This is a genomic window from Mesorhizobium silamurunense, assembly GCF_014843825.1.
GTDB lineage: Bacteria > Pseudomonadota > Alphaproteobacteria > Rhizobiales > Rhizobiaceae > Mesorhizobium > Mesorhizobium silamurunense.
This window is the reverse complement of sequence record NZ_JHQR01000268.1, coordinates 24,428-43,144: the sequence shown is the minus strand read 5'-3', so window position 1 is coordinate 43,144 and position 18,717 is coordinate 24,428. Positions and strand designations below refer to the sequence as shown.

Annotated in this window: 17 protein-coding genes; 7 read left to right on the top strand and 10 right to left on the bottom strand. The window is 64.6% G+C overall.

The features are described 5' to 3' along the window. Nucleotides 1-50 precede the first annotated feature (50 nt). Complete coding sequence (locus tag DH10_RS27795) at nucleotides 51-2,369, top strand: glucose/quinate/shikimate family membrane-bound PQQ-dependent dehydrogenase (protein WP_192245580.1); 2,319 nt, start codon at nucleotides 51-53, stop codon at nucleotides 2,367-2,369. A gap of 17 nt (nucleotides 2,370-2,386) precedes the next feature. Here DH10_RS27795 and DH10_RS27790 read toward each other — a convergent pair whose 3' ends face one another. Beyond that, nucleotides 2,387-2,824 (bottom strand): hypothetical protein, encoded by a 438-nt coding sequence (locus DH10_RS27790; protein WP_192385575.1) that lies wholly within the window; start codon nucleotides 2,822-2,824, stop codon nucleotides 2,387-2,389. A 259-nt stretch (nucleotides 2,825-3,083) separates the two neighbouring features. Here DH10_RS27790 and DH10_RS27785 point away from each other — a divergent pair, with 259 nt between their 5' ends. Then, entirely contained in the window at nucleotides 3,084-3,971 is an 888-nt protein-coding gene (locus tag DH10_RS27785; RefSeq protein ID WP_192385574.1) for a dienelactone hydrolase family protein, read from the top strand. Between the two features lie 9 nt (nucleotides 3,972-3,980). Here DH10_RS27785 and DH10_RS27780 read toward each other — a convergent pair whose 3' ends face one another. After that, entirely contained in the window at nucleotides 3,981-4,898 is a 918-nt protein-coding gene (locus tag DH10_RS27780; protein ID WP_192245576.1) for an EamA family transporter, read from the bottom strand. A gap of 88 nt (nucleotides 4,899-4,986) precedes the next feature. On the opposite strand from DH10_RS27780, the gene DH10_RS27775 reads away from it, so the two are divergent. Further along, nucleotides 4,987-5,463 (top strand): Lrp/AsnC family transcriptional regulator, encoded by a 477-nt coding sequence (locus tag DH10_RS27775; RefSeq protein ID WP_192245574.1) that lies wholly within the window; start codon nucleotides 4,987-4,989, stop codon nucleotides 5,461-5,463. Here the strand turns inward: DH10_RS27775 and DH10_RS27770 are convergent. Then, nucleotides 5,449-5,664 carry a hypothetical protein gene (locus DH10_RS27770; protein ID WP_066990849.1) on the bottom strand — a complete coding sequence of 72 codons (216 nt, stop codon included), beginning with the start codon at nucleotides 5,662-5,664 and terminating at the stop codon, nucleotides 5,449-5,451. The genes DH10_RS27775 and DH10_RS27770 overlap by 15 nt on opposite strands. Nucleotides 5,665-5,808: 144 nt before the next feature. Further along, entirely contained in the window at nucleotides 5,809-6,294 is a 486-nt protein-coding gene (locus tag DH10_RS27765; RefSeq protein ID WP_192245571.1) for a thioesterase family protein, read from the bottom strand. A gap of 165 nt (nucleotides 6,295-6,459) precedes the next feature. Here DH10_RS27765 and DH10_RS27760 point away from each other — a divergent pair, with 165 nt between their 5' ends. After that, nucleotides 6,460-7,878: an FAD-binding oxidoreductase gene (locus tag DH10_RS27760; RefSeq protein WP_192245569.1), complete on the top strand. Its 1,419-nt coding sequence runs from the start codon at nucleotides 6,460-6,462 to the stop codon at nucleotides 7,876-7,878. 12 nt (nucleotides 7,879-7,890) lie between these two features. On the opposite strand, the gene DH10_RS27755 is transcribed toward DH10_RS27760, so the two are convergent. Continuing rightward, a complete protein-coding gene (locus tag DH10_RS27755) occupies nucleotides 7,891-8,859 on the bottom strand; it encodes a Dyp-type peroxidase (protein WP_192245567.1) in 969 nt (322 codons plus the stop codon). A gap of 212 nt (nucleotides 8,860-9,071) precedes the next feature. On the opposite strand from DH10_RS27755, the gene DH10_RS27750 reads away from it, so the two are divergent. Beyond that, the gene (locus tag DH10_RS27750) at nucleotides 9,072-13,040 is read left to right on the top strand and encodes an AsmA family protein (RefSeq protein WP_192245565.1); all 3,969 of its coding nucleotides are present in this window, start codon (nucleotides 9,072-9,074) and stop codon (nucleotides 13,038-13,040) included. Nucleotides 13,041-13,092: 52 nt separating this feature from the next. Here the strand turns inward: DH10_RS27750 and DH10_RS27745 are convergent, their stop codons facing one another. Further along, nucleotides 13,093-13,524 carry a MarR family winged helix-turn-helix transcriptional regulator gene (locus DH10_RS27745; RefSeq protein WP_192245563.1) on the bottom strand — a complete coding sequence of 144 codons (432 nt, stop codon included), beginning with the start codon at nucleotides 13,522-13,524 and terminating at the stop codon, nucleotides 13,093-13,095. Between the two features lie 186 nt (nucleotides 13,525-13,710). Here DH10_RS27745 and DH10_RS27740 point away from each other — a divergent pair, with 186 nt between their 5' ends. Then, nucleotides 13,711-15,513 (top strand): chloride channel protein, encoded by a 1,803-nt coding sequence (locus DH10_RS27740; protein WP_192385573.1) that lies wholly within the window; start codon nucleotides 13,711-13,713, stop codon nucleotides 15,511-15,513. Between the two features lie 6 nt (nucleotides 15,514-15,519). Here the strand turns inward: DH10_RS27740 and DH10_RS27735 are convergent, their stop codons facing one another. The 4 genes from DH10_RS27735 to DH10_RS27720 form a co-directional block, all read right to left on the bottom strand. Next, nucleotides 15,520-15,747 carry a ribbon-helix-helix domain-containing protein gene (locus DH10_RS27735; protein ID WP_192245559.1) on the bottom strand — a complete coding sequence of 76 codons (228 nt, stop codon included), beginning with the start codon at nucleotides 15,745-15,747 and terminating at the stop codon, nucleotides 15,520-15,522. A gap of 9 nt (nucleotides 15,748-15,756) precedes the next feature. Further along, nucleotides 15,757-15,954, bottom strand: a complete 198-nt coding sequence (locus DH10_RS27730) for a DUF4169 family protein (RefSeq protein ID WP_192245557.1) — start codon at nucleotides 15,952-15,954, stop codon at nucleotides 15,757-15,759. Nucleotides 15,955-15,963: 9 nt separating this feature from the next. Continuing rightward, on the bottom strand, nucleotides 15,964-16,500 hold the full coding sequence (locus tag DH10_RS27725) for an SspB family protein (protein ID WP_192245555.1): 537 nt from the start codon (nucleotides 16,498-16,500) through the stop codon (nucleotides 15,964-15,966). Nucleotides 16,501-16,617: 117 nt separating this feature from the next. Then, nucleotides 16,618-17,301, bottom strand: a complete 684-nt coding sequence (locus tag DH10_RS27720; protein ID WP_192245553.1) for a TetR/AcrR family transcriptional regulator — start codon at nucleotides 17,299-17,301, stop codon at nucleotides 16,618-16,620. 208 nt (nucleotides 17,302-17,509) lie between these two features. On the opposite strand from DH10_RS27720, the gene DH10_RS27715 reads away from it, so the two are divergent. Continuing rightward, complete coding sequence (locus tag DH10_RS27715; protein WP_192245551.1) at nucleotides 17,510-18,715, top strand: multidrug effflux MFS transporter; 1,206 nt, start codon at nucleotides 17,510-17,512, stop codon at nucleotides 18,713-18,715. Nucleotides 18,716-18,717: the final 2 nt, after the last annotated feature.

Sequence of the window (18,717 nt, the reverse complement as noted above, 5' to 3'; positions counted from 1 at the left end):
CCGTTTCCTGAGAGGCGCCGCAAGCGCGCAACAGTCGAAGGAGTATCATCTTGGCTGTCACCATCACCTCCCTTGTCCTCCTCCTCATCGGTCTGGCGCTTGGCGGTGGCGGCATCTGGCTCGTGATGCTGGGCGGCAGCTGGTACTACGCAATTGCCGGTCTCGCTTTCCTGGTCACCGCCTGGCTCGTTCTCCGCCGCCGATCGACAGGGCTCTGGCTCTATGCGGTGTTCGTGCTCGGCACGTTGTGCTGGGCGGTGTGGGAGACCGGCTTCGACTGGTGGCAGCTCGGTCCGCGCGGCGGCATCATCGTCCTTGTCGCGCTGTGGTTGCTGACGCCATGGGCAAGAAAGGGATTTACCGGCCCAGACGGACGCGCGCCGCTGATCCTGGCGGTGCTCGCCTCGCTTGCGGTGGCCGGCTACTCGATGACTGCCGATCCAAAAGACATCGGCGGCACGCTCGACACCGACAAGGTGACGCCGACGGCCAACCTCGGCGGTGACGTGCCCCCAGGCGAATGGCACTTCTACGGCCGCACGCCGTTCGGCCAGCGCTATTCGCCGCTCGGCCAGATCACGCCGGACAATGTCGCCAAGCTGCAGCCGGCCTGGACCTACCGCACCGGCGACGTGAAAGGTCCCGACGACATCGGCGAGACGACCTATCAGGTGACGCCGCTGAAAGTGGGCGATGCGCTGTTCATCTGCACGCCGCATAATTTCGCCATCGCCATCGACGCCGCGACCGGCAAGGAGAAATGGCGCTACGATCCGAAGATCAAGCTCGATCCCAACCGCCAGCACCAGACCTGCCGCGGCGTGTCCTATTACGCCAATGCAAAGGTCGCGGCCGGACAGCCCTGCGCCGCGCGTGTCTACCTGCCGACCTCCGATGCCAGGCTGATCGCGCTCGACGCGGCGAACGGACAAGTGTGTCCGTCCTTCGCCGAAGGCGGGACGCTGAACCTCATGGCCAACATGCCTTATCCGAAGTCGGGCTACTACTATTCGACCTCGGCCCCGCTGATCGTCGCCGGCAAGATCATCGTCGGTGGCGCGGTCAACGACAATTATTCGACCGACGAGCCGTCCGGCGTCATCCGCGCTTATGACGCCGGCACCGGAGCACTGCTGTGGAACTGGGATTCGGGCAATCCGGATCAGACGACGCCGCTGCCGGCCGGGCAAAAATACACGAACAACTCGCCCAACATGTGGTCGACGGCGAGCGCCGACGAGAAGCTCGGCCTGCTCTACCTGCCGCTCGGCAACCAGACGCCCGACCAGCTCGGCATGGGCCGCAGCGCCAATGTCGAAAAATTCTCCTCCTCGATCACCGCGCTCGACCTCAACACCGGAAAAATGCGCTGGGTTCGGCAGCTTGTGCATCACGACCTGTGGGACATGGACGTGCCGGCGCAGCCGACGCTCATCGACATCACCTCGGCCAACGGCGCGGTCGTGCCGGCGCTGGTCGGGCCGACCAAGCAGGGCGACCTCTATGTCCTCGACCGGCGCACCGGCGAGCCGATCATTCCTGTGAAGGAAATGCCGGCGCCGGGCGGCGCGATCGAAGGCGACCATGCATCGCCGACACAACCGGAATCGGGGCTTTCGTTCAATCCCAAGCCGCTGACGGGCGCCGACATGTGGGGCATCACCATGTTCGACCAGCTGGCATGCCGGATCGCGCTCAGGAAATTGCGCTACGAGGGGCGCTACACGCCGCCCTCGCTGCAGGGCTCGCTGATCTATCCCGGCAATTTCGGCGTCTTCAACTGGGGCGGCGTCGCGGTCGACCCGGTGCGGCAGGTGATGTTCGGCATGCCGACCTACCTCGCCTTCACGTCGAAGCTCATTCCGCGCGCGGACGTGCCGCCGCCAGGCACCGATACGAAAGGCAGCGAGCAGGGGCTCAACCGCAACGAAGGCGCGCCTTACGCGGTGGTGATGGGCCCGTTCCTGTCGCCGCTCGGCATTCCTTGCCAGGCGCCGCCCTGGGGCTATGTCGCCGGCGTCGACCTCAGGACCGGCCAGATCGCCTACAAGCATCGCAACGGCACCGTCTACGACATGACGCCGCTGCCCCTGCCGTTCAAGGTCGGCGTGCCGGGCATCGGCGGGCCGATGATGACCGCCGGCGGCGTTGCCTTCCTGGGCGCCGCGGTCGACGATTATCTGCGCGCCTACGACCTTACCACCGGCAGGCAGCTCTGGCAGGCAAGGCTGCCGGCGGGCGGGCAGTCGACGCCGATGACCTACACGGTCGCCGACGGCCGCCAGTTCGTGGTCATCGTCGCCGGCGGCCACGGCTCGGTCGGCACCAAGCCGGGCGATTATGTGATGGCCTACACGTTGCCGAAATAGACGAGGGTGTCCGAACTTCAGAGGCCGAGATGGCTCCTCAGGCTGGGCACCTGGCCGAGCACCTGGTTGGTGAGATCCGGGCCGGCGGCTGCTTCGGCCTGCTTGATCAGGGTCTCGCCGGCCTGACGGATCTGCGCCATATCGAGGCCCGACTCTTTCAGCACCGCGACGCCGTTGATCAGCGCGCCGGCCTTTTCGCCGAGTACGCCGCCAAGCGCTCCCTGCAGCGACGACAGCAAGCCGCCGCCTGAACCGGGCGCGGCGCCGGCGGCCATCACATCGTATTTTTGGGCCAGCGCACCGGCGCCGGGGATCTGGTCGAAGAACGACGAAATGCTGGTGCTTTCCGCTTCATGCTCGAGCACGGAGAAGATGGTGCCGACGACCTTTTCGGTAGTCGCCTGATCAAGTCCGGCCTTCGAGGAAACGGTGTCGATGATGTCCTGGACGTTCATGGCATTCCCCTTTTTGTCGTTCGGATCGGTGAGGCCGCATCCGCAGCTTCCCGTCCCAGTGTGAAAGCACCATCAACGCTTTCGGAAATGACCAAAATGTGATGAGCCTACCTGGCTCATCATCGCCGCGGCGGACAGATTCGCGACGGCTATACGGTTTCGTGGCGCGTCACCTGTCCGTGACTGGACCGTGCAACTCTCTCCCCTATCTTGCGCAACAACCAATCCAGCCGTCCCAATCCAGCCGTCGAGGAGAGCCATGACCGAACCTGTCGCAAATCCCGTCATCACCCAGGCGATGATCGATGCCTATGACGAATACACGCATCTGACGCTCGACCGACGGCGCTTCATGGAGCGACTGACCCGGCTCACCGGATCGGGCGCCGCGGCCGCGGCAATCGCGCCGATGCTGGTGGCGAATTCGGCCAAGGCGGCGATCGTCGCCGAGGACGATCCGCGTGTGAAGGGCGAGGACATTACCTATCCCGGCAGTAGCGGCGAGATGAAGGGCTATCTGGTCAAGCCGGCGAACCGGTCAGGCAAGCCGGGGACTGTCATCGTCGTCCATGAGAACCGGGGGCTCAACCTGCATATCCGCGATGTCTCGCGGCGCTTGGCCCTGGAAGGTTTTGTCGTGCTGGCACCGGACTTCCTGTCGCCGCTCGGCGGCACGCCGTCCGATGAGGACAAGGCGCGCGACATGTTCACCAAGCTCGACTCCAAGCAGGTCGCGGCCGACGGCGTGGCGACGGTCGCCTACCTCAAGGGCTACAAGGATGGCAACGGCAAGGTCGGCGCGGTCGGCTTCTGCTGGGGCGGCGGCACGGTGAACACGCTCGCCGTCAATGCGCCGGACCTCAGCGCCGGCGTCGCCTACTACGGCATGCAGCCAAAAGCCGAGGATGTGCCAAAGATCAAGGCGGCGCTGCTGTTGCATTATGCCGGGCTGGACGAACGGATCGACGCCGGCATCGATGCCTACAAGAAGGCGCTCGATGCCGCGCTTGTCGAGTACACCGTCTATGTCTATGACGGCGTCAACCACGCCTTCAACAACGACACCTCGGCTGCGCGCTACGACAAGAAGGCGGCCGATCTGGCGTGGGGAAGGACGATCGCGTTTCTGAAAGAGAAGCTGGTGTGACCGAGCGACTTAGGCATCGGCCGCGGGCTTGTGCATGGCGACGCCCGCCACAACCAGCGCGATGCCGAGGCAATCGGTGAGGCTCGGAACCTGCCGCAATACGACGACGCCGATCAGCGTCGCGGTGAGCGGCAGCAGCGAGAGCATCAAGGCGAAGCTCGCGCGCGGCAGCCGCGCCATGGCGAGCTGGTCGCAGATATAGGGGATCACCGAGGAGCAGATGCCGACGCCGATGGCGGCGATCAGCAGTTGCGGGGCCGAAAAGGCCGGTAACGCCTCGCTGAAGCCGATAGGCAATACGACGAGGAAGGCGATGGGCATGGCTGTGCCGAGGCTGGCAATGCCTATTCCGGTCTGGGCGATGCGGTGGCCCAGCACGATGTAGCCGACAAACAGCGCGCCGTTGAGAAAGGCCCAAAACAGGCCGACCGGATCGCTGGACCATTTGATATCGATCAGCAGCATGGTGCCGGCGACGGCGATGGCGAGCGCCGCGAAATTGCGCCGGCTCCTGAGGCCGACGAGCGCGACACCGATCGTGCCGACGAATTCGATCGCTGCCACCAGCGAGATCGGCAGGCGGTCGAGAGCCAGATAGAAGGCGCAGTTCATCACCGCCAGGCAGGCGCCGAAAGCCAGCAGAAGCAGGCGGGCCGAGCGGTCGGCGCGCGCGAAGACCGTCCACGGCTTGGTGAGCGGCGCGAAAACGAGCGCGGCCGTGGCGATACGCAGCCAGGCCATGCCGAGCACTCCGACCTGAGCGAACAGCAGCACGGCGAAGGCCGGCCCGAGATAGTGGAAGATGGCGCTGACGCAGAACCAGACATGCGGCGGCAACGCATCGGCCAGTCCAGCGAGGGCAGGACGCGCGGCGTCGATGTCGCCAGAGGCCTGGGTTGTTGCACGAACTTGCGCTTCGGAATTCATGCGCTCATTATCGCAGGCGAATTTCACAGTTAATATGGACGATGAATGGCCTTGATGGCTTTTCACTTGCTGAAGAAAGAGAATTCTCTTGAAACGCCTTCGAAATGAAAATGTCGACCTGGATGCGGCGGACCTGAAGATCCTGCGGCTCCTGGAAAAGGATGCGCGCACCAGCACGGCGGAGCTGGCGCGTGCCGTCGGGCTGTCGGCGCCGAGCGTTGCCGAACGTATCCGCAAGCTGCAGGAGAACGGCGTGATCGAGGCCTATACGGTGAGGATCAATCCGGCGGCGCTCGGCATGAAGCTGTCGGCATGGCTGCGGATCCGGCCGGTGCCCGGGCAACTCGCCGTCGTGGCCGGGATCATCCGCGAGTTGCCGGAAATCGCGCAATGCGACCGGGTGACCGGCGAGGATTGCTTCATCGCGCTGGCGCATGTCGGCTCGGTTACGGAACTCGAGCGAGTGATTGACAAGATCATTCCCTATGCGATGACCAACACCGCCATCATCCAGTCGTCGCCGGTCGAGCCGCGCTCGCCGCTTGGCAGTTTAAGGGAGCGCTGAGGGCTCAGTATGACCGCGCCTCATGCGCGCCTGCTTGAGAATCGCGCGCCAGCGGATCATGTCGAAGGGTATAGGCTCGTTGTTGTTGGCGATGTGAAAAATCTCGTTGTTGACGTTCTTCAGCGATCGCCAGAAATCATAGTCGGTAATGCGTGGATCGGCCGCCAACCGCTCCACTTCGACCTTGATGTCGGTTTTCATGCACTTGCCTCGCACCGCATTCCGTCTGCCGCCCGCGCGTAACCCGGTACGGCGGTTTTCGAACGCGTCACTGAGTCGTTCAACGGACGGACGTGACTTGTTCACGTTAAAACCTTGGTAAGGTTAACGCGGGTGCCGGGCTTTTCAAGCGCTCTTGCGTTTGATGCCGATCGACCGGCCGGCACGCTCCGGCGTCGGCAGCGCGGCGTGGGCAGCGCGCATGGCTTCAACCTGTGCCATCACATCGGCCGGGAAAGGAGCGACCTTCGGCCCGGCCATGTCGACATGCAGCGACAGCGATTCGGATGTTGCGGCCAGCCAGCCGTCGACGTGGCGAATCTCCTGGTAGACTCTGAGCCGCTTTTCGTCATGGTCGATGAGCTGGAACGAGACGTTCACCTTGTGGTCAAGGTGAAGCTCCTGCACGTAGCAGACATGGACCTCGGCCGTGTAGATGGTGAGGCGGCGCTCCTTGGCATAGTCCGGCCCCATGCCCATCATTTCGAAAGCCTCGTCCGAGCAGCGATCGAACAGCACGTTGTAATAGGCCATGTTGAGATGGCCGTTATAGTCGATCCAGTCCTTCTCGATCGCCATCGGCTTGGAAATGATCGGCGCAGGCATTGGCATCTGGTTTTCCTTGATCGTCGCTGGACAGGGCGTGGCTGGTGAGGTTCTCTTTGTTCTGGCGCAATTCCGGACGGAAAACCGCTTCACACTTTTCCTGGAATTGCTTTAGGCATCATCCATAGCTGCATAGCAAGAGTGGCCGCTGGTCCATTCGCGGAGGAATTCATGGCTTTGAGCGACCTCAATCCCGTCGAGCGCAACGAGGAAGGCATCGCCGCCGTGCTCGGCATCCTCAAGCAACAGTTCGGCGAACGTTTCCAGACCGGCGCGGCGATCCGCGGCCAGCATGCGCATACCACCACCTATATCCCGACCCAGGCACCGGACGGCGTCGTCTTCGCAGAAACCACCCCGGAGGTGCAGGAGATTGTGCGCGCCTGCGCGGCGCACCGCGTGCCGGTCATCGCCTTCGGCGTCGGCTCCTCGCTCGAGGGCCATACCAATGCGCCGGGCGGCGGCATCTCGATCGACACCTCGCGGATGAACCGCATTCTCTCGGTCAATCCGCAGGATCTCGACTGCACGGTCGAGCCAGGCGTGACGCGCGAGGACCTCAACCGGCATTTGCGCGATACCGGCCTGTTCTTCCCGATCGATCCCGGCGCTAATGCCTCGCTCGGGGGCATGGCGGCGACGCGCGCCTCCGGCACCAATGCCGTGCGCTACGGCACCATGCGCGAGAACGTGCTGTCGCTGACCGCGGTGATGGCCGACGGCGAGGCGGTGACGACCGGCAAGCGGGCGAAGAAAAGCTCGGCCGGCTACGACCTGACCCGGCTGCTGGTCGGCTCGGAAGGCACGCTCGGCATCATCACGTCGCTGACGCTCCGCCTGCAGGGCATTCCGCAGGCGATTTCCGGCGGCGTCTGCCCGTTCCCCAGCCTGGAGGCGGCCTGCAACACGGTGATCGCGACCATCCAGATGGGCATTCCGGTGGCGCGCATCGAACTGGTCAACGCGCTGCAGATGCGGGCGATGAAGACCTATTCGAAGCTCGACTATCCGGAGAGCCCGTGCCTGTTCGTCGAATTCCACGGCAGCGATGCCGGCGTCGCCGAACAGGCGGAGACCTTTGGCATGATCGCCGAGGAGCAGGGCGGCGGGCCGTTCCTATGGACCAGCGTTGCCGAAGAGCGGACAAAGCTCTGGAAGGCGCGGCATGACGCCTACTGGTCGTCGCTGACACTGCGTCCCGGCGCCAAGGGCCTGTCCACCGATGTCTGCGTGCCGATCTCGCGGCTCGCCGAATGCGTCACCGAGACCGAGGCCGACATCGCCGAGATGTGTCTGATCGCGCCGATCGTCGGCCATGCCGGCGACGGCAATTTCCATGTGCTGGTGCTGATGGATGTCGACAACCCGCAAGAGATCGCGCTTGCGGAAAAATTCGTCGCCAGGCTCAACATGCGCGCGATCGCCATGGAAGGCACCTGTACCGGCGAGCATGGCATCGGCCAGGGCAAGGTGGGCTTCCTGCGCCATGAACTCGGCCACGGTGTCGATGTCATGCGCACCATCAAGCAGGCGCTCGATCCGCTGAACATCATGAACCCGGGCAAGATTTTGCCGGCGGCGGGACGATGAAGTTGCCGCGAGCTACTCCTGCGCTCCCTCGGCGAGCTTCTGCAGCGTAGGTCGGGTGGGCGCGAAGAAGGTCGTGCCGGTGTGCGGCGTCGAGAAATCGAGCAGCCGGTCGTAAGCGCCGGGCGGCTCGCCGACATACATGCGCTGCAGCATCTTCTCGATCACCCACAGATAGCGGGTGTAGCCGATGAAGTAGGTTCCGAATTCCTTCTGCCCCGGCCGGCCGAAAGGCATGTTGTCGCGCAGAATGTCGTATTCGTTGCCGGCGTCGTCCTCGATCGTGGCCAGCGACTTGTGCGACTTGCGCGGCTTGTCGTCGTCATCGATCTCGATGTTGTCGATCTTGGTGCGGCCGATGATCTCTTCCTGGAGGTGCGTCGGCGTTTCCGCCCAGGCGTCGAGATCGTGCAGGTATTTCTGGACGACGACATAGCTGCCGCCGGCAAAGCCGGCATCCTCGTCGCCGACAAGGGCCGAAGCGGGCAAATCGAGGCCGGTCGGGTTGGCCGTGCCGTCGACGAAACCGAGCAAGTCGCGCGCGTCGAAATAGCGAAAGCCGGTAACCTCGTCGACGACGGTGACGCTGCTGCCCAAGCTGTCCAACAGGATGCGCTCGAACTCAAAGCACATATCGGAGCGTTCGGCACGGATGTGGAAGAGGAGGTCGCCAGGCGTCGACGGCGCCGAATGGACCGGCCCCTTGACCGGCGCAAAGGCTTTCAGCTCGCGCGGTTGCCAGTCCGGGGAAAGACGCGCCCAGAGGCCAGCGCCAATGCCGGCGATGCACGACAATCGGCCGGACAGGTCGCGGAAGCCGACATTCTTGACGAGGTCGTCAAGCCCGCCGAGCACGAAGGCCACCTTCGAGAGGGCCACTTGATCGCTGCCGACCGTGACGACGAGGAAGACCGAGGCGAGCGACAGCGGGGCATCGATGCTCTGCGCATCGATCGGCACCCTGTCCCAGTTCTTGCCTGACATCGGGAATGCTCCGCGTTTGACGATTTGGTTCAGATGATCGCGGCCGGGCATGGCCGCTTGAGGCAGGTGCGTTCCAAAAAGGATATCGCGACCGCGAGCGGTTGCGCAACAATGGTCGTTACCCTGGATTGGCGGGCGAACAGGGCCGAATTGCCTCTTTATCGACACGCGGATGCGGGTAGAGTGCGGCTGACTTTCAATCCGGGGAGAAAATGCTCGCACGCCTGTTCGTGATCTTCGGTGGGCTGTTCGTGCTGGTGCTGTGCGCGGCGCTGGTGGTGCCGTATTTCATCGACTGGACCGGCTATCGCGCCGATTTCGAGCGCGAGGCGAGCACCATCCTCGGCCGCAAGGTGACCGTCAAAGGCGATGCGACCGCGCGCCTTCTGCCGTTTCCTTCGGTGACCTTCTCCAATGTCGAGGTCGCCGGCGGCCCTGACCGCCAGCCGGCGATGACGATGGAGACCTTCTCCATGGATGCGGAGCTTGCGCCTTTCCTGCGCGGCGAGCTGCTGATCTTCGACATGCGGCTGGTGCACCCGAAGGCGACGATCGACGTCGCCGGCGACGGCACGGTCGATTGGGCCATCCGGCCGTCGACGCGCTTCGATCCGGGCCAGATCGCGATCGAGAAGCTGACGGTGACCGAAGGGCAGATCGAACTGCGCCATGCCGCCGGCGGGCGCAGCCATTTTATCTCCGAGATCAACTCGACCATTTCGGCCAAGTCGCTTGCCGGCCCATGGCGGATGGACGGCACGCTGCGCTTCGACGGCCTGCGCACGGAAGTCTCGGCCTCTACCGGCAGGGTGGAAGCAGACGGCCAGATGCGGCTCAGGCTGAAGGCCGATCCGGATGCCTATCCGCTGGTCATCGAGACCGACGGCAATGCCGGCATCGTCAAGGGCGCGGCAGTCTATTCCGGCCAGTTCAAGATTTCTGGAGCCGACAGGAACTCGGCCGAATTGCGTGGTACTGACGGCGAACCTGTGAAAGTCAGCACCGGCAAGCCCGATCCTGGCTTCCGATTGAACGGCAAATTCGCTCTCGACCATCAGAAGCTCGGCGTCGACGAATTCCGCTTCGAGACCGGGCCGCTCGACAATCCCTACACCGCCGATGGCAAGGCGTCGGTCGATCTCGGCCTCAAGCCGCATTTCGCGATCGAAGCGAGCGGGGCGCAGGTGCAGTTCGACGAGGCGGTGGGCGCATCCGCTGGAACCGGGCTGACGCTCGATCAGCGCATCGCGGCATTCGAGCAGACGCTGCTGCACATGCCGAAGCCGACGATACCGGGCACGGTCGAGGTCAGGCTGCCGGCGGTGGTGGCGGGCGACACGACAGTGCGCGACGTGCGGCTTTCGGCGGAGCCGGTCGAGGGCGGCTGGTCGGTGAAGTCGCTTGCCGCGACACTGCCGGGCCGCGCGACGCTCGAAGCCGACGGCATGCTGAGCGTCGAGGACCATTTCGGCTTCACGGGCTCCCTGCTGCTTGCCGTCGGACAGCCCTCCGGTTTCGCGGCCTGGCTGTCGAAGGATGTCGACGACGCGATCCGCCGTCTGCCGGCGGCAGGGTTCAAGGCCAAGGTCGATCTCAGCGCGAACCGGCAGTCCTTCAGCGATCTCGAGCTCATCCTCGGCAAGGCGAAGTTCTCGGGCAGCATCGATTCCAGCCAGCCCGATGGCGCCAGGCCCTCGGTGCTGATGCGGCTGGAAGGCGGCGAGCTCGACGTCGACGGGCTGGCGGCTTTCGCCTCGATCTTCGTCAGCGACAAGGGCGCCAACCGTTTCTCCGACCGCGACCTCGATTTCCAGATCAAGGCGGGCCCGGTCAGCGCCGGCGGCCTGACGGCCGACACGGTGGATACGGCGTTGAGGCTGCGTGAGGGCCTGCTCGAAATCGACCGGCTCTCGGTCGGCGGGCTTGCCGGCGCCTCGATCAGCGCCACAGGGCGTATCAAGGACTTTCCGGAAAGCCCGACCGGCAAGCTCGACGCATCCGTCGTGGCCGTGGATCTCAAGCCGCTCATCGATGTCGCGGCACAGCATTATCCGGACAATCCGGTTCTGAAGGGTCTGGCCACCCGTGCGGCTGCTTATCCCGAATTGTTCCAGGACGCCCGTGTCGACCTGGTAACCAGTGCGGCCGACAATGGCGACGGCACTACCGGGCTCGCGCTCTCCGCGCAAGGCAAGGCCGGCGGCTCCGCCTTCTCGGCTTCGCTCTCGGGCAAGGGCACTGCGGCTCGGCTTCTGGAGGCGCCGGTCGCGCTGACCTTCAACGCTCGCAACCAGAACGCCGCCACGCTGCTTGCGCTTTATGGCCTGCCGGCGCTGCCGCTCGGCATGCTTGGACAGGCGACCACCGATCTTTCGGCGAAGGGCTCGTTGAGCGGCGGTCTGGCGACCAGCTTCAATCTCACGGCTGACGATTTCAGGGCGAGCTTCGACGGGACCGTCGCCGAGACGCAGCAAGGCGCCACCGCCAAGGGCAAGGTCAATCTCGACGCCGCCGATATCGAGCCATGGCTGATGACGACAGGCGTCGGGCTGCCGGGCATGGGCACCGGCACGTCGGCATCGCTCGCCGCCGATGCCGATTTCGGCAATGGGCTTCTGGTGTTGAGCGGACTGACCGGCGCGATCAACAAGGCCGCAGTGTCGGGCGACGTCAATGTCGACGGCAAGGATGGGCTGCCGCATCTTGCCGGTGCGCTGGCACTCGATGAGCTCGACCTCGATCCGCTGGCGGTGTCGCTGTTCGGCGATCAGTCCTTCCTTGCCGCGAAAGGCGGCGGCTGGCCAACCGCGCCGTTCAGCCAGAAGTCGACCCTGCCGTTCAGCGCCGATCTCGACCTCAACACGGCGGCGCTTGCCGCCGGACCGTTCGCCACCGCGCATGACGCGGCGCTGTCGCTGAAGCTCGACCGGGAAGGCATCCATGTCTCGGACCTCAAGGCCAAGCTCTACGGCGGCACGCTGACCGGCCTGTTTGAGCTGAAGAACACCGACGGCACCGGCCTGTTTTCGGGGCAGTTGAAACTGGCCGGCAGTGATCTTTCCACAGTGCTGCCGGGGTCAGGCATCGGCGGCAGCGGCGACATTTCGGCAGCGCTGTCGACCAGCGGCAAGTCTGTGGATGCGATGATCGCCGCCCTGTCCGGGTCCGGCACGGCGGCGCTGAAGGGACTGGCCATCGCCGGCATCAATCCCGATGCCTTTGCCCCTGTCATCGCTAAGGCCGATGCAATCGGACGCGACATCGATGCCGCCAAGACCGCCGGCTTCGCGCCTGAGATCGCCGGCGAGGGCAGTTTCACGGCCGGTGACACCGACATCGCCTTCACCGTTGCCAACGGCACGCTCCGGGCGCCGCCGATCAGCCTCGACAACCCGGCAGCGACACTGTCGGCGGACGTGATGGCTGACCTCAGCACCAGCACCGTCACAGCAAAGGGCGCGATCACCTATCGACCAGGCGACGAGGCGCTGGTCGGCTCCGAACCGGCCGTGAATTTCAGCCTCGCCGGCGCGCTCGGGGCGACGGCGCCCCAGTTCGACAGCGCGCCGTTGGCGCAGTTCCTGACCCAGCGCGCGCTGGAGAAAGAGCAGCAACGGGTCGAGGCGATGCAGGCGGCGCTGCTCGAGAAGCAGAGGCTGCGGCGCGAGGTGCGCTACTACGCTGCCCTGCAGACGGAGCGCGACCGGGCGGCCGAGGAATTGCGCCGGCAAGAGGAGGAGGCGCGGCAGAAAGCCGAGGCCGAAGCCAGGGCGAAAGCCGAGGCAGAGGCGCAGGCAAAAGCGGAAGCCGAGGCGAGGGCCAAGGCGGAGGCCGACGCCAAGGCTCAGGCCGAGGCTGAGGCACGCGCCAAGGCGGAGGCTGATGCCAAGGCAGAAGCGGAAGCCGACGCTAAGGCAAAGGCAGAACAACGAGCAACTGACGAAGCGGCGAAGGCCCAGGCCGAGGCGGAGCGCAAGAAGGCGGAGCAGGCGAGGCTGGAGGCCGATCGCAAGAAAGCCGAGCAAGCGAGACTGGAAGCAGAGCGCAAGGCGACCGAGCAGGCGCCGAAGGCCGACCGGTCGCTTCCCGGCGTCAACGACAGTTCCGCTCCAGAGTCGCCGAAACCCAAGGCCAACCCGTTCACGATCGACAATCTGCTGAAATCGCTGGACGGCGGTTGAGGCCTATCCACCGAAGCCGCGGGTCTGGCATTCGGCCGCGCCGCCTTGTCGATTAGGACGGCTCCTGACGAAAGAGCAGGCGCCTGAGCATAGGCTCGATCCGCGAAAGCTCGTCGAGATGGGCGGCCGACAATTCGGCCAGGCGATCGTCGGCGAGAGGGGTAAGTTGCAGCAGCACGCGGCGGTGGTCGGCCTTGTCCTGATCCCTTATGACCAGTCCGGCCTCGCTCAGCCGGTTCACCAGTTCGACGGCGCTGTGGTGGCGGATGCGCAACCGCTCCGCCAGATCGCCCACCGCCACAGGTCCGCCGCCGGGATAGCCCTTGATCGCCAGCAGCGCCTGGTGCTGGCGCGGGGTCAAGCCCGCCTCATTCGCCTGAAGCTGGCTGAATTCGAGGAAGCGGCGGATCAGGTAGCGGAACTCCGACAGCCGCTGGTAGTCGGCCTGGCTGATGGCGGGACGTGGTTTCTTCGGCGGCGTCATTCTCCGACTTATGGCCCTTTCCGGCCAAAGCTCAACTCTCATGAAGCTAGGGGCCTAGTGCGATCCATGTCCAAAATGACGCGGATCGATGATCGAGAAACGCCCTTGATGAATTATATCGTAGTACGATATGTAGCGGCCCGACACCGGACGGCACTCGCGCCGCCAGAAAGCTCAGGCTCCCCAATGAAATCCGCTCACGCCGGTAATGGCCATCTTCGCGACTTCACCACCGATCCAAGGGTGTTGCTCATCGCCGCGATAGCGGTCGTGGTCGCGACCGCCGGGCTGTTTGCCGGCATCGTGCTGCTGAAGCTCATCCGGCTTGCCACCAACATTGCCTATTTCGGCCAGTTCACGTTGGCCGAGCTCAGGCTCGAGGACACGCCGCTCGGCTATGCCGCCGTGATCGTACCCGTGATCGGTGCGCTCATCGTCGGGCTGATGGCGCGCTTCGGCAGCGAGAAGATCCGCGGCCACGGCATTCCCGAAGCGATCGAGGCAATCCTGCTCGGGCGCTCGCGGCTCGACGCCAAGGTTGCGGTGCTGAAGCCATTGTCGTCGGCGATCTCGATCGGTTCCGGCGGACCGTTCGGTGCCGAGGGCCCGATCATCATGACCGGCGGCGCGATCGGCTCGCTGATCGCGCAGATGCTGCCGGTCAGCGACAATGAACGCAAGACGCTGCTGGTGGCGGGCGCGGCTGCCGGCATGACGACCGTCTTCGGCACGCCGATCGCCGCCATCATGCTTGCCGTCGAACTGCTGCTGTTCGAATGGACGCCGCGCAGTTTCATCCCGGTCGCCGTCGCCGCCATCGTCGCCGAGGTCGAACGCACCCTGCTGCATCTGCCGGGTCCGATCTTCCCGTTTTCGGGCAGCATGGAAGCATCGATCGCCGGATTGGGCGGCTGGGTGCTGGTCGGCATTGCCTCCGGGCTTCTTTCGGGCCTGCTGACGCAATTGGTCTATGCCTGCGAGGACGCCTTCCAGAAACTGTCAATACACTGGATGTGGTGGCCGATGATCGGCGGCCTCGTGGTCGGCATCGGCGGATTGATCGAGCCGCAGGCGCTCGGTGTCGGCTACGACAACATCGCCAATATGCTCGATGGCCGCGTCGTCGCGACCGCGGCGCTGACGCTTCTGGTGGTGAAGGCCATCATCTGGTCGGTGGCGCTGGGTTCGGGAACGTCAGGCGGTGTGCTGGCTCCGCTGCTGATCATGGGCGGCGCGATGGGCGCGGTGCTGGCCGGCATCCTGCCCGAGGCGACGCCGGACTTCTGGCCGCTGCTGGCGATGGCCGCGACCATGGGCGGCACGATGCGCGCGCCGCTTACCGCGACCTTCTTCGCGGTCGAGCTCACCGGCAACACCCATATGCTTGTCCCGCTGATCGCGGCCTGCGCAACCGCGCATGCCGTCACCGTGCTGTTGATGAAGCGATCGATCCTGACCGAAAAGGTGGCGCGGCGCGGACATCACCTCGTCCGCGAATACCGCGTCGATCCCTTCGCGCTGACCAGGGTGCGCGAAGTGATGACGGCCAAGGTCGAGAGCGTGCCGGCGACGATGACGCTGCATGGCGCAGCCGCATTCCTCACCGCGCCGGACACGCGGCATCCGAGCTTCCCCGTGATCAACGAAGACGGACATGTGCTCGGCGTCATCGATCCGCCGGCGATCCTACGCTGGCGCCGCGCCGGCAAGCACCGTAAGACGACGCTCGGCGAGCTTTTAACCGGCAGCAAGGTCACGCTCGCCTATCCGGACGAGTATTTGGAAGGGCTGTCCGACAAGCTGCTCTTGGCTAACGTCTCGCATCTGCCGGTCGTCTCGCGCGAGGATGCACGGCTCGTCGGCTATATCGGCTGGAAGGACCTGATGCGAGTGCGGTCGAAAAAGCAGGCGGAGGAACGCGACCGTTCGGCCCTGCTCAGCTTCGGCGCCAAACGCAAGACGCAGCAAAGCGTCGGCGACCCGGTCTGAGGCCGGTCAAGGCGACTTGCCGCCGCGCTTTGCCCAGGCCAGCACGTAGAGCCTCAGCGCGGAGGAGAGGTTCGCGTCGCGTGTTCGCGTTTCGTCGATCTCGGCAACAAGGGCCGCCAGCGAAATCGAGCGCTGCGCCGCGATCGTGACGAGGTCATCGTAGAAAGGTTGCTCCAAGGAAAAACTAGTGCGGTGGCCGCGGATCGTCACCGAGCGCTTTTCGACCGCGGCCATCGGAGGCGCTCAGCGTCCGTCCGGATCGCCGGGCTTCTCGCGGCGATGGCCGTCCATGAATTTTTCCGTCCTGTCGGACGTCAGCCAGTCACGCTCGCGCTCGGCCTTGGAGCGGCCGTGCAATGCCCGGTTCTCGCCGGCCAGGCGTTCCTTCTCGATGCGCGCTTTCTGTTTGCGGGCCCGGCGGAGATTGACGACTTCGCCCATTCTCCCGGCTCACTTCTTGCGAAAAGCGTCGAGCGAAACCACCTCGGCGCTCTTGCCGCCGGTATCGGCGACGGCCGGCTTCTTCTCGGCCTCGGTGGTCTTTTTCTTCGATTCCGGTTTCTTTTCGGCCACGACGGCAATCGGCAGCTCCGGGGCCGGCGCTGCGTCGTCGTCTTCCGCGGCATTGTCCGCCTTGACGTCGAATTCGAGCTCGAAATTCACCGAAGGATCGTAGAAACCGCGCACGGCGGAGAAGGGGATCTCGAGCTTTTCAGGCACGTCGGAGAAGGAGAGCCCCACCTCGAAACCGGCATCCGTCACCTTCAGGTCCCAGTACTGGAACTGGATGACGATGGTCATCTGCTCCGGATAACGCTCGCGCAGCCGCGAGGAAATGCGCACGCCAGGCGCGCCGGTCAGGAAGGTGATGAAGAAATGATGGTTGCCCGGAAGGCCTGTGCGCGCGACCTCGGCCAGGACCTTGCGCATGACGCCGCGCAATGCCTCCTGGGCCAGAATGTCGTAGCGGATGTGGTCGTCGGCCATGTGACGGTCGGGTTCCGTTGAATCGTCCGCATAGCTGTAATCAAGCTTGAGCGCGGCGTAAACCGCATATAGGCGCCCAACGCCGAGGCCAAGAGGGGGTGGCGGCGATTTGATCGCTCAGGCGTGGGTGAGGGCGGCCTGCCTGACGGAGGTTGTTTTCCGCGAGCCGAAAGCGCGGAGGAAGGTGCGCACACCGTTGGTGGCCGAGCGCAGCACTTCCTCTTCGGTCGGCATGCCGCCGAGCATGAAGGTTATCTGCAGCTCGGCGTTGACAAGCGCGAGGAACTGGCGCGCCGCCACGTCCGGATCGTCGATCGACAGGTGCCCGGCATAGGCAAGCCGCGCGAAGCGGGCGGCAAGCGCCGACCAGGTGCGGCCCGGCCCCTGTTCGCGCCACTCGGCAAAAAGCTCCGGATAACGCTCGCCCTCGGCCTGGATCAGCTTGCGCAGGAAGCGGCCGTCGCGGTTGCAGATGCAGTTGCGGTTCATGCGCACCGCGAAGGCGACAAGATCGGATTCGAGGTCGGCGGGCTGATCGGGGAAGGTGGCGATGGTGGCGAATATGCCGGCATTGCAGCGTTCCGTCAGGTCGCGCACGACCGCCATGAAGAGCTTTTCCTTGTCGCCATGGTGATTGTAGACGGTCTGGCGCGAGACGCCGGCCTCGGCCGCGATCAGGTCGATATTGGCGCCGGCATAGCCTTCCCGGCAAAAAACCGAAGCGGCCGCATCGACCACCGATGTGCGCTTGGCCTCATGGCTGCGTGGCGGGAAAGTGTCAGGAGAAACGCCGGGCTTCATAAAAATCTATATAGTGGTGATTGACGAATTGGACAAGCCTGTCTAAATTTGTGGACACAACAAAGGGAAGTCCGCTCCCCGAGAGACGAATGAATTCGCTCTAGAGGCGAATGAACTCGCCCTCAGATGTCGGATTTCCACGGGATGGAACGTCCTGGGGTAGACGCCGATCTTCGCGGCGGCAACCAGATTCGAAAGAAGCCCTATCATGAGTCCCAAATTCCTCCGCATCGCGGTCGTGCTCGGCTTGTTGTCCGCAATCGGCCCCTTCGCGATCGATATGTATCTTCCCGCGCTGCCCTCGATCGGTGAGGATCTGCACGCTGGCACGGCTGCCGTGCAGATGAGCCTCTTGATCTTCTTCCTGTCGATGGGCTTCGGCCAGATCGTCGTCGGCCCGATCTCCGACATGGTCGGGCGCAAGCTGCCGCTTTATGCCGGCCTCGCGCTGTTCATGGTCGGCGGCGTCGGCTCGGCCATGGCGCCCTCCATCGAATGGTTGATCGCCTTCCGCTTTCTGCAGGGGCTCGGCGCCAGCGCCGGCATGGCCATTCCGCGCGCCATCGTGCGCGACCTGCACACCGGCAACGAGGCCGCAAAGCTGATGTCGCTCCTGATGCTGGTGTTCTCGGTCTCGCCGATCCTGGCGCCGCTGACCGGCAGCCAGATCATCGAGAGTTTTGGCTGGCGCGCAGTCTTCTGGACCGTGACGGGTGCCGCGGCTTTAGCCACCATCCTGCTCGCGACTTCGCTGAAAGAGACGCGGTCGGTGGAGGAGCGCGCCAACTCGTCTTTCGGCACGGCGCTGGCGGGTTACCGCTACCTGATGGGTGACCGCAACTTCCTCGGCCTGGTGGCGATCGCCGGCTTCGGCATTGCGAGCTTCTTCGTCTATCTGTCGAGCTCGTCCTTCATCCTGATCGACCACTACGGCCTGTCGCCGTCGGTCTACAGCGTCTTCTTCTCGATCAACGCGGTCGCCTTCATCGGCATGTCGCAGTTGACCGGAATGCTGGCGGACCGCTTTGGTTTGAAGCGGGTCGTCTGGGTGGCGGTGACCGGCTACGCCACGGTGATGGTGGCGCTGTTCGCGATCATGGCTTCCGGCGTCGACCGGCTCGACGTGATGGCGGCGCTGCTCTTCGTTGGCTACGGTTTCCTCGGCTTGGTCATCCCGACCACTTCCGTGCTGGCCATGGAAGAGCATGGCGAGATCGCCGGCACCGCCTCGGCGTTGATGGGCACGCTGCACTTCGCCATAGGTGCGTTGGCCATGGGCGTAGCGGGCCTCTTCTTCGACGGCACGCCGCTGCCGATGGTTGCCGGCATCACGCTTTGCGCGGTGATTTCGTTCACGCTGGCCAAGGTGACTCTCGGCCGCACGCGGGAAGCGGTCGAAGCGCCGGCGGAGTAAGA

Coding starts and splice junctions, on each gene's coding strand:
- DH10_RS27790 (WP_192385575.1), bottom strand. CDS start 2,824: ATGAACGTCCAGGACATCATCGACACCGTTTCCTCGAAGGCCGGACTT.
- DH10_RS27785 (WP_192385574.1), top strand. CDS start 3,084: ATGACCGAACCTGTCGCAAATCCCGTCATCACCCAGGCGATGATCGAT.
- DH10_RS27780 (WP_192245576.1), bottom strand. CDS start 4,898: ATGAATTCCGAAGCGCAAGTTCGTGCAACAACCCAGGCCTCTGGCGAC.
- DH10_RS27770 (WP_066990849.1), bottom strand. CDS start 5,664: ATGAAAACCGACATCAAGGTCGAAGTGGAGCGGTTGGCGGCCGATCCA.
- DH10_RS27765 (WP_192245571.1), bottom strand. CDS start 6,294: ATGCCAATGCCTGCGCCGATCATTTCCAAGCCGATGGCGATCGAGAAG.
- DH10_RS27760 (WP_192245569.1), top strand. CDS start 6,460: ATGGCTTTGAGCGACCTCAATCCCGTCGAGCGCAACGAGGAAGGCATC.
- DH10_RS27755 (WP_192245567.1), bottom strand. CDS start 8,859: ATGTCAGGCAAGAACTGGGACAGGGTGCCGATCGATGCGCAGAGCATC.
- DH10_RS27750 (WP_192245565.1), top strand. CDS start 9,072: ATGCTCGCACGCCTGTTCGTGATCTTCGGTGGGCTGTTCGTGCTGGTG.
- DH10_RS27745 (WP_192245563.1), bottom strand. CDS start 13,524: ATGACGCCGCCGAAGAAACCACGTCCCGCCATCAGCCAGGCCGACTAC.
- DH10_RS27740 (WP_192385573.1), top strand. CDS start 13,711: ATGAAATCCGCTCACGCCGGTAATGGCCATCTTCGCGACTTCACCACC.
- DH10_RS27735 (WP_192245559.1), bottom strand. CDS start 15,747: ATGGCCGCGGTCGAAAAGCGCTCGGTGACGATCCGCGGCCACCGCACT.
- DH10_RS27730 (WP_192245557.1), bottom strand. CDS start 15,954: ATGGGCGAAGTCGTCAATCTCCGCCGGGCCCGCAAACAGAAAGCGCGC.
- DH10_RS27725 (WP_192245555.1), bottom strand. CDS start 16,500: ATGGCCGACGACCACATCCGCTACGACATTCTGGCCCAGGAGGCATTG.
- DH10_RS27720 (WP_192245553.1), bottom strand. CDS start 17,301: ATGAAGCCCGGCGTTTCTCCTGACACTTTCCCGCCACGCAGCCATGAG.
- DH10_RS27715 (WP_192245551.1), top strand. CDS start 17,510: ATGAGTCCCAAATTCCTCCGCATCGCGGTCGTGCTCGGCTTGTTGTCC.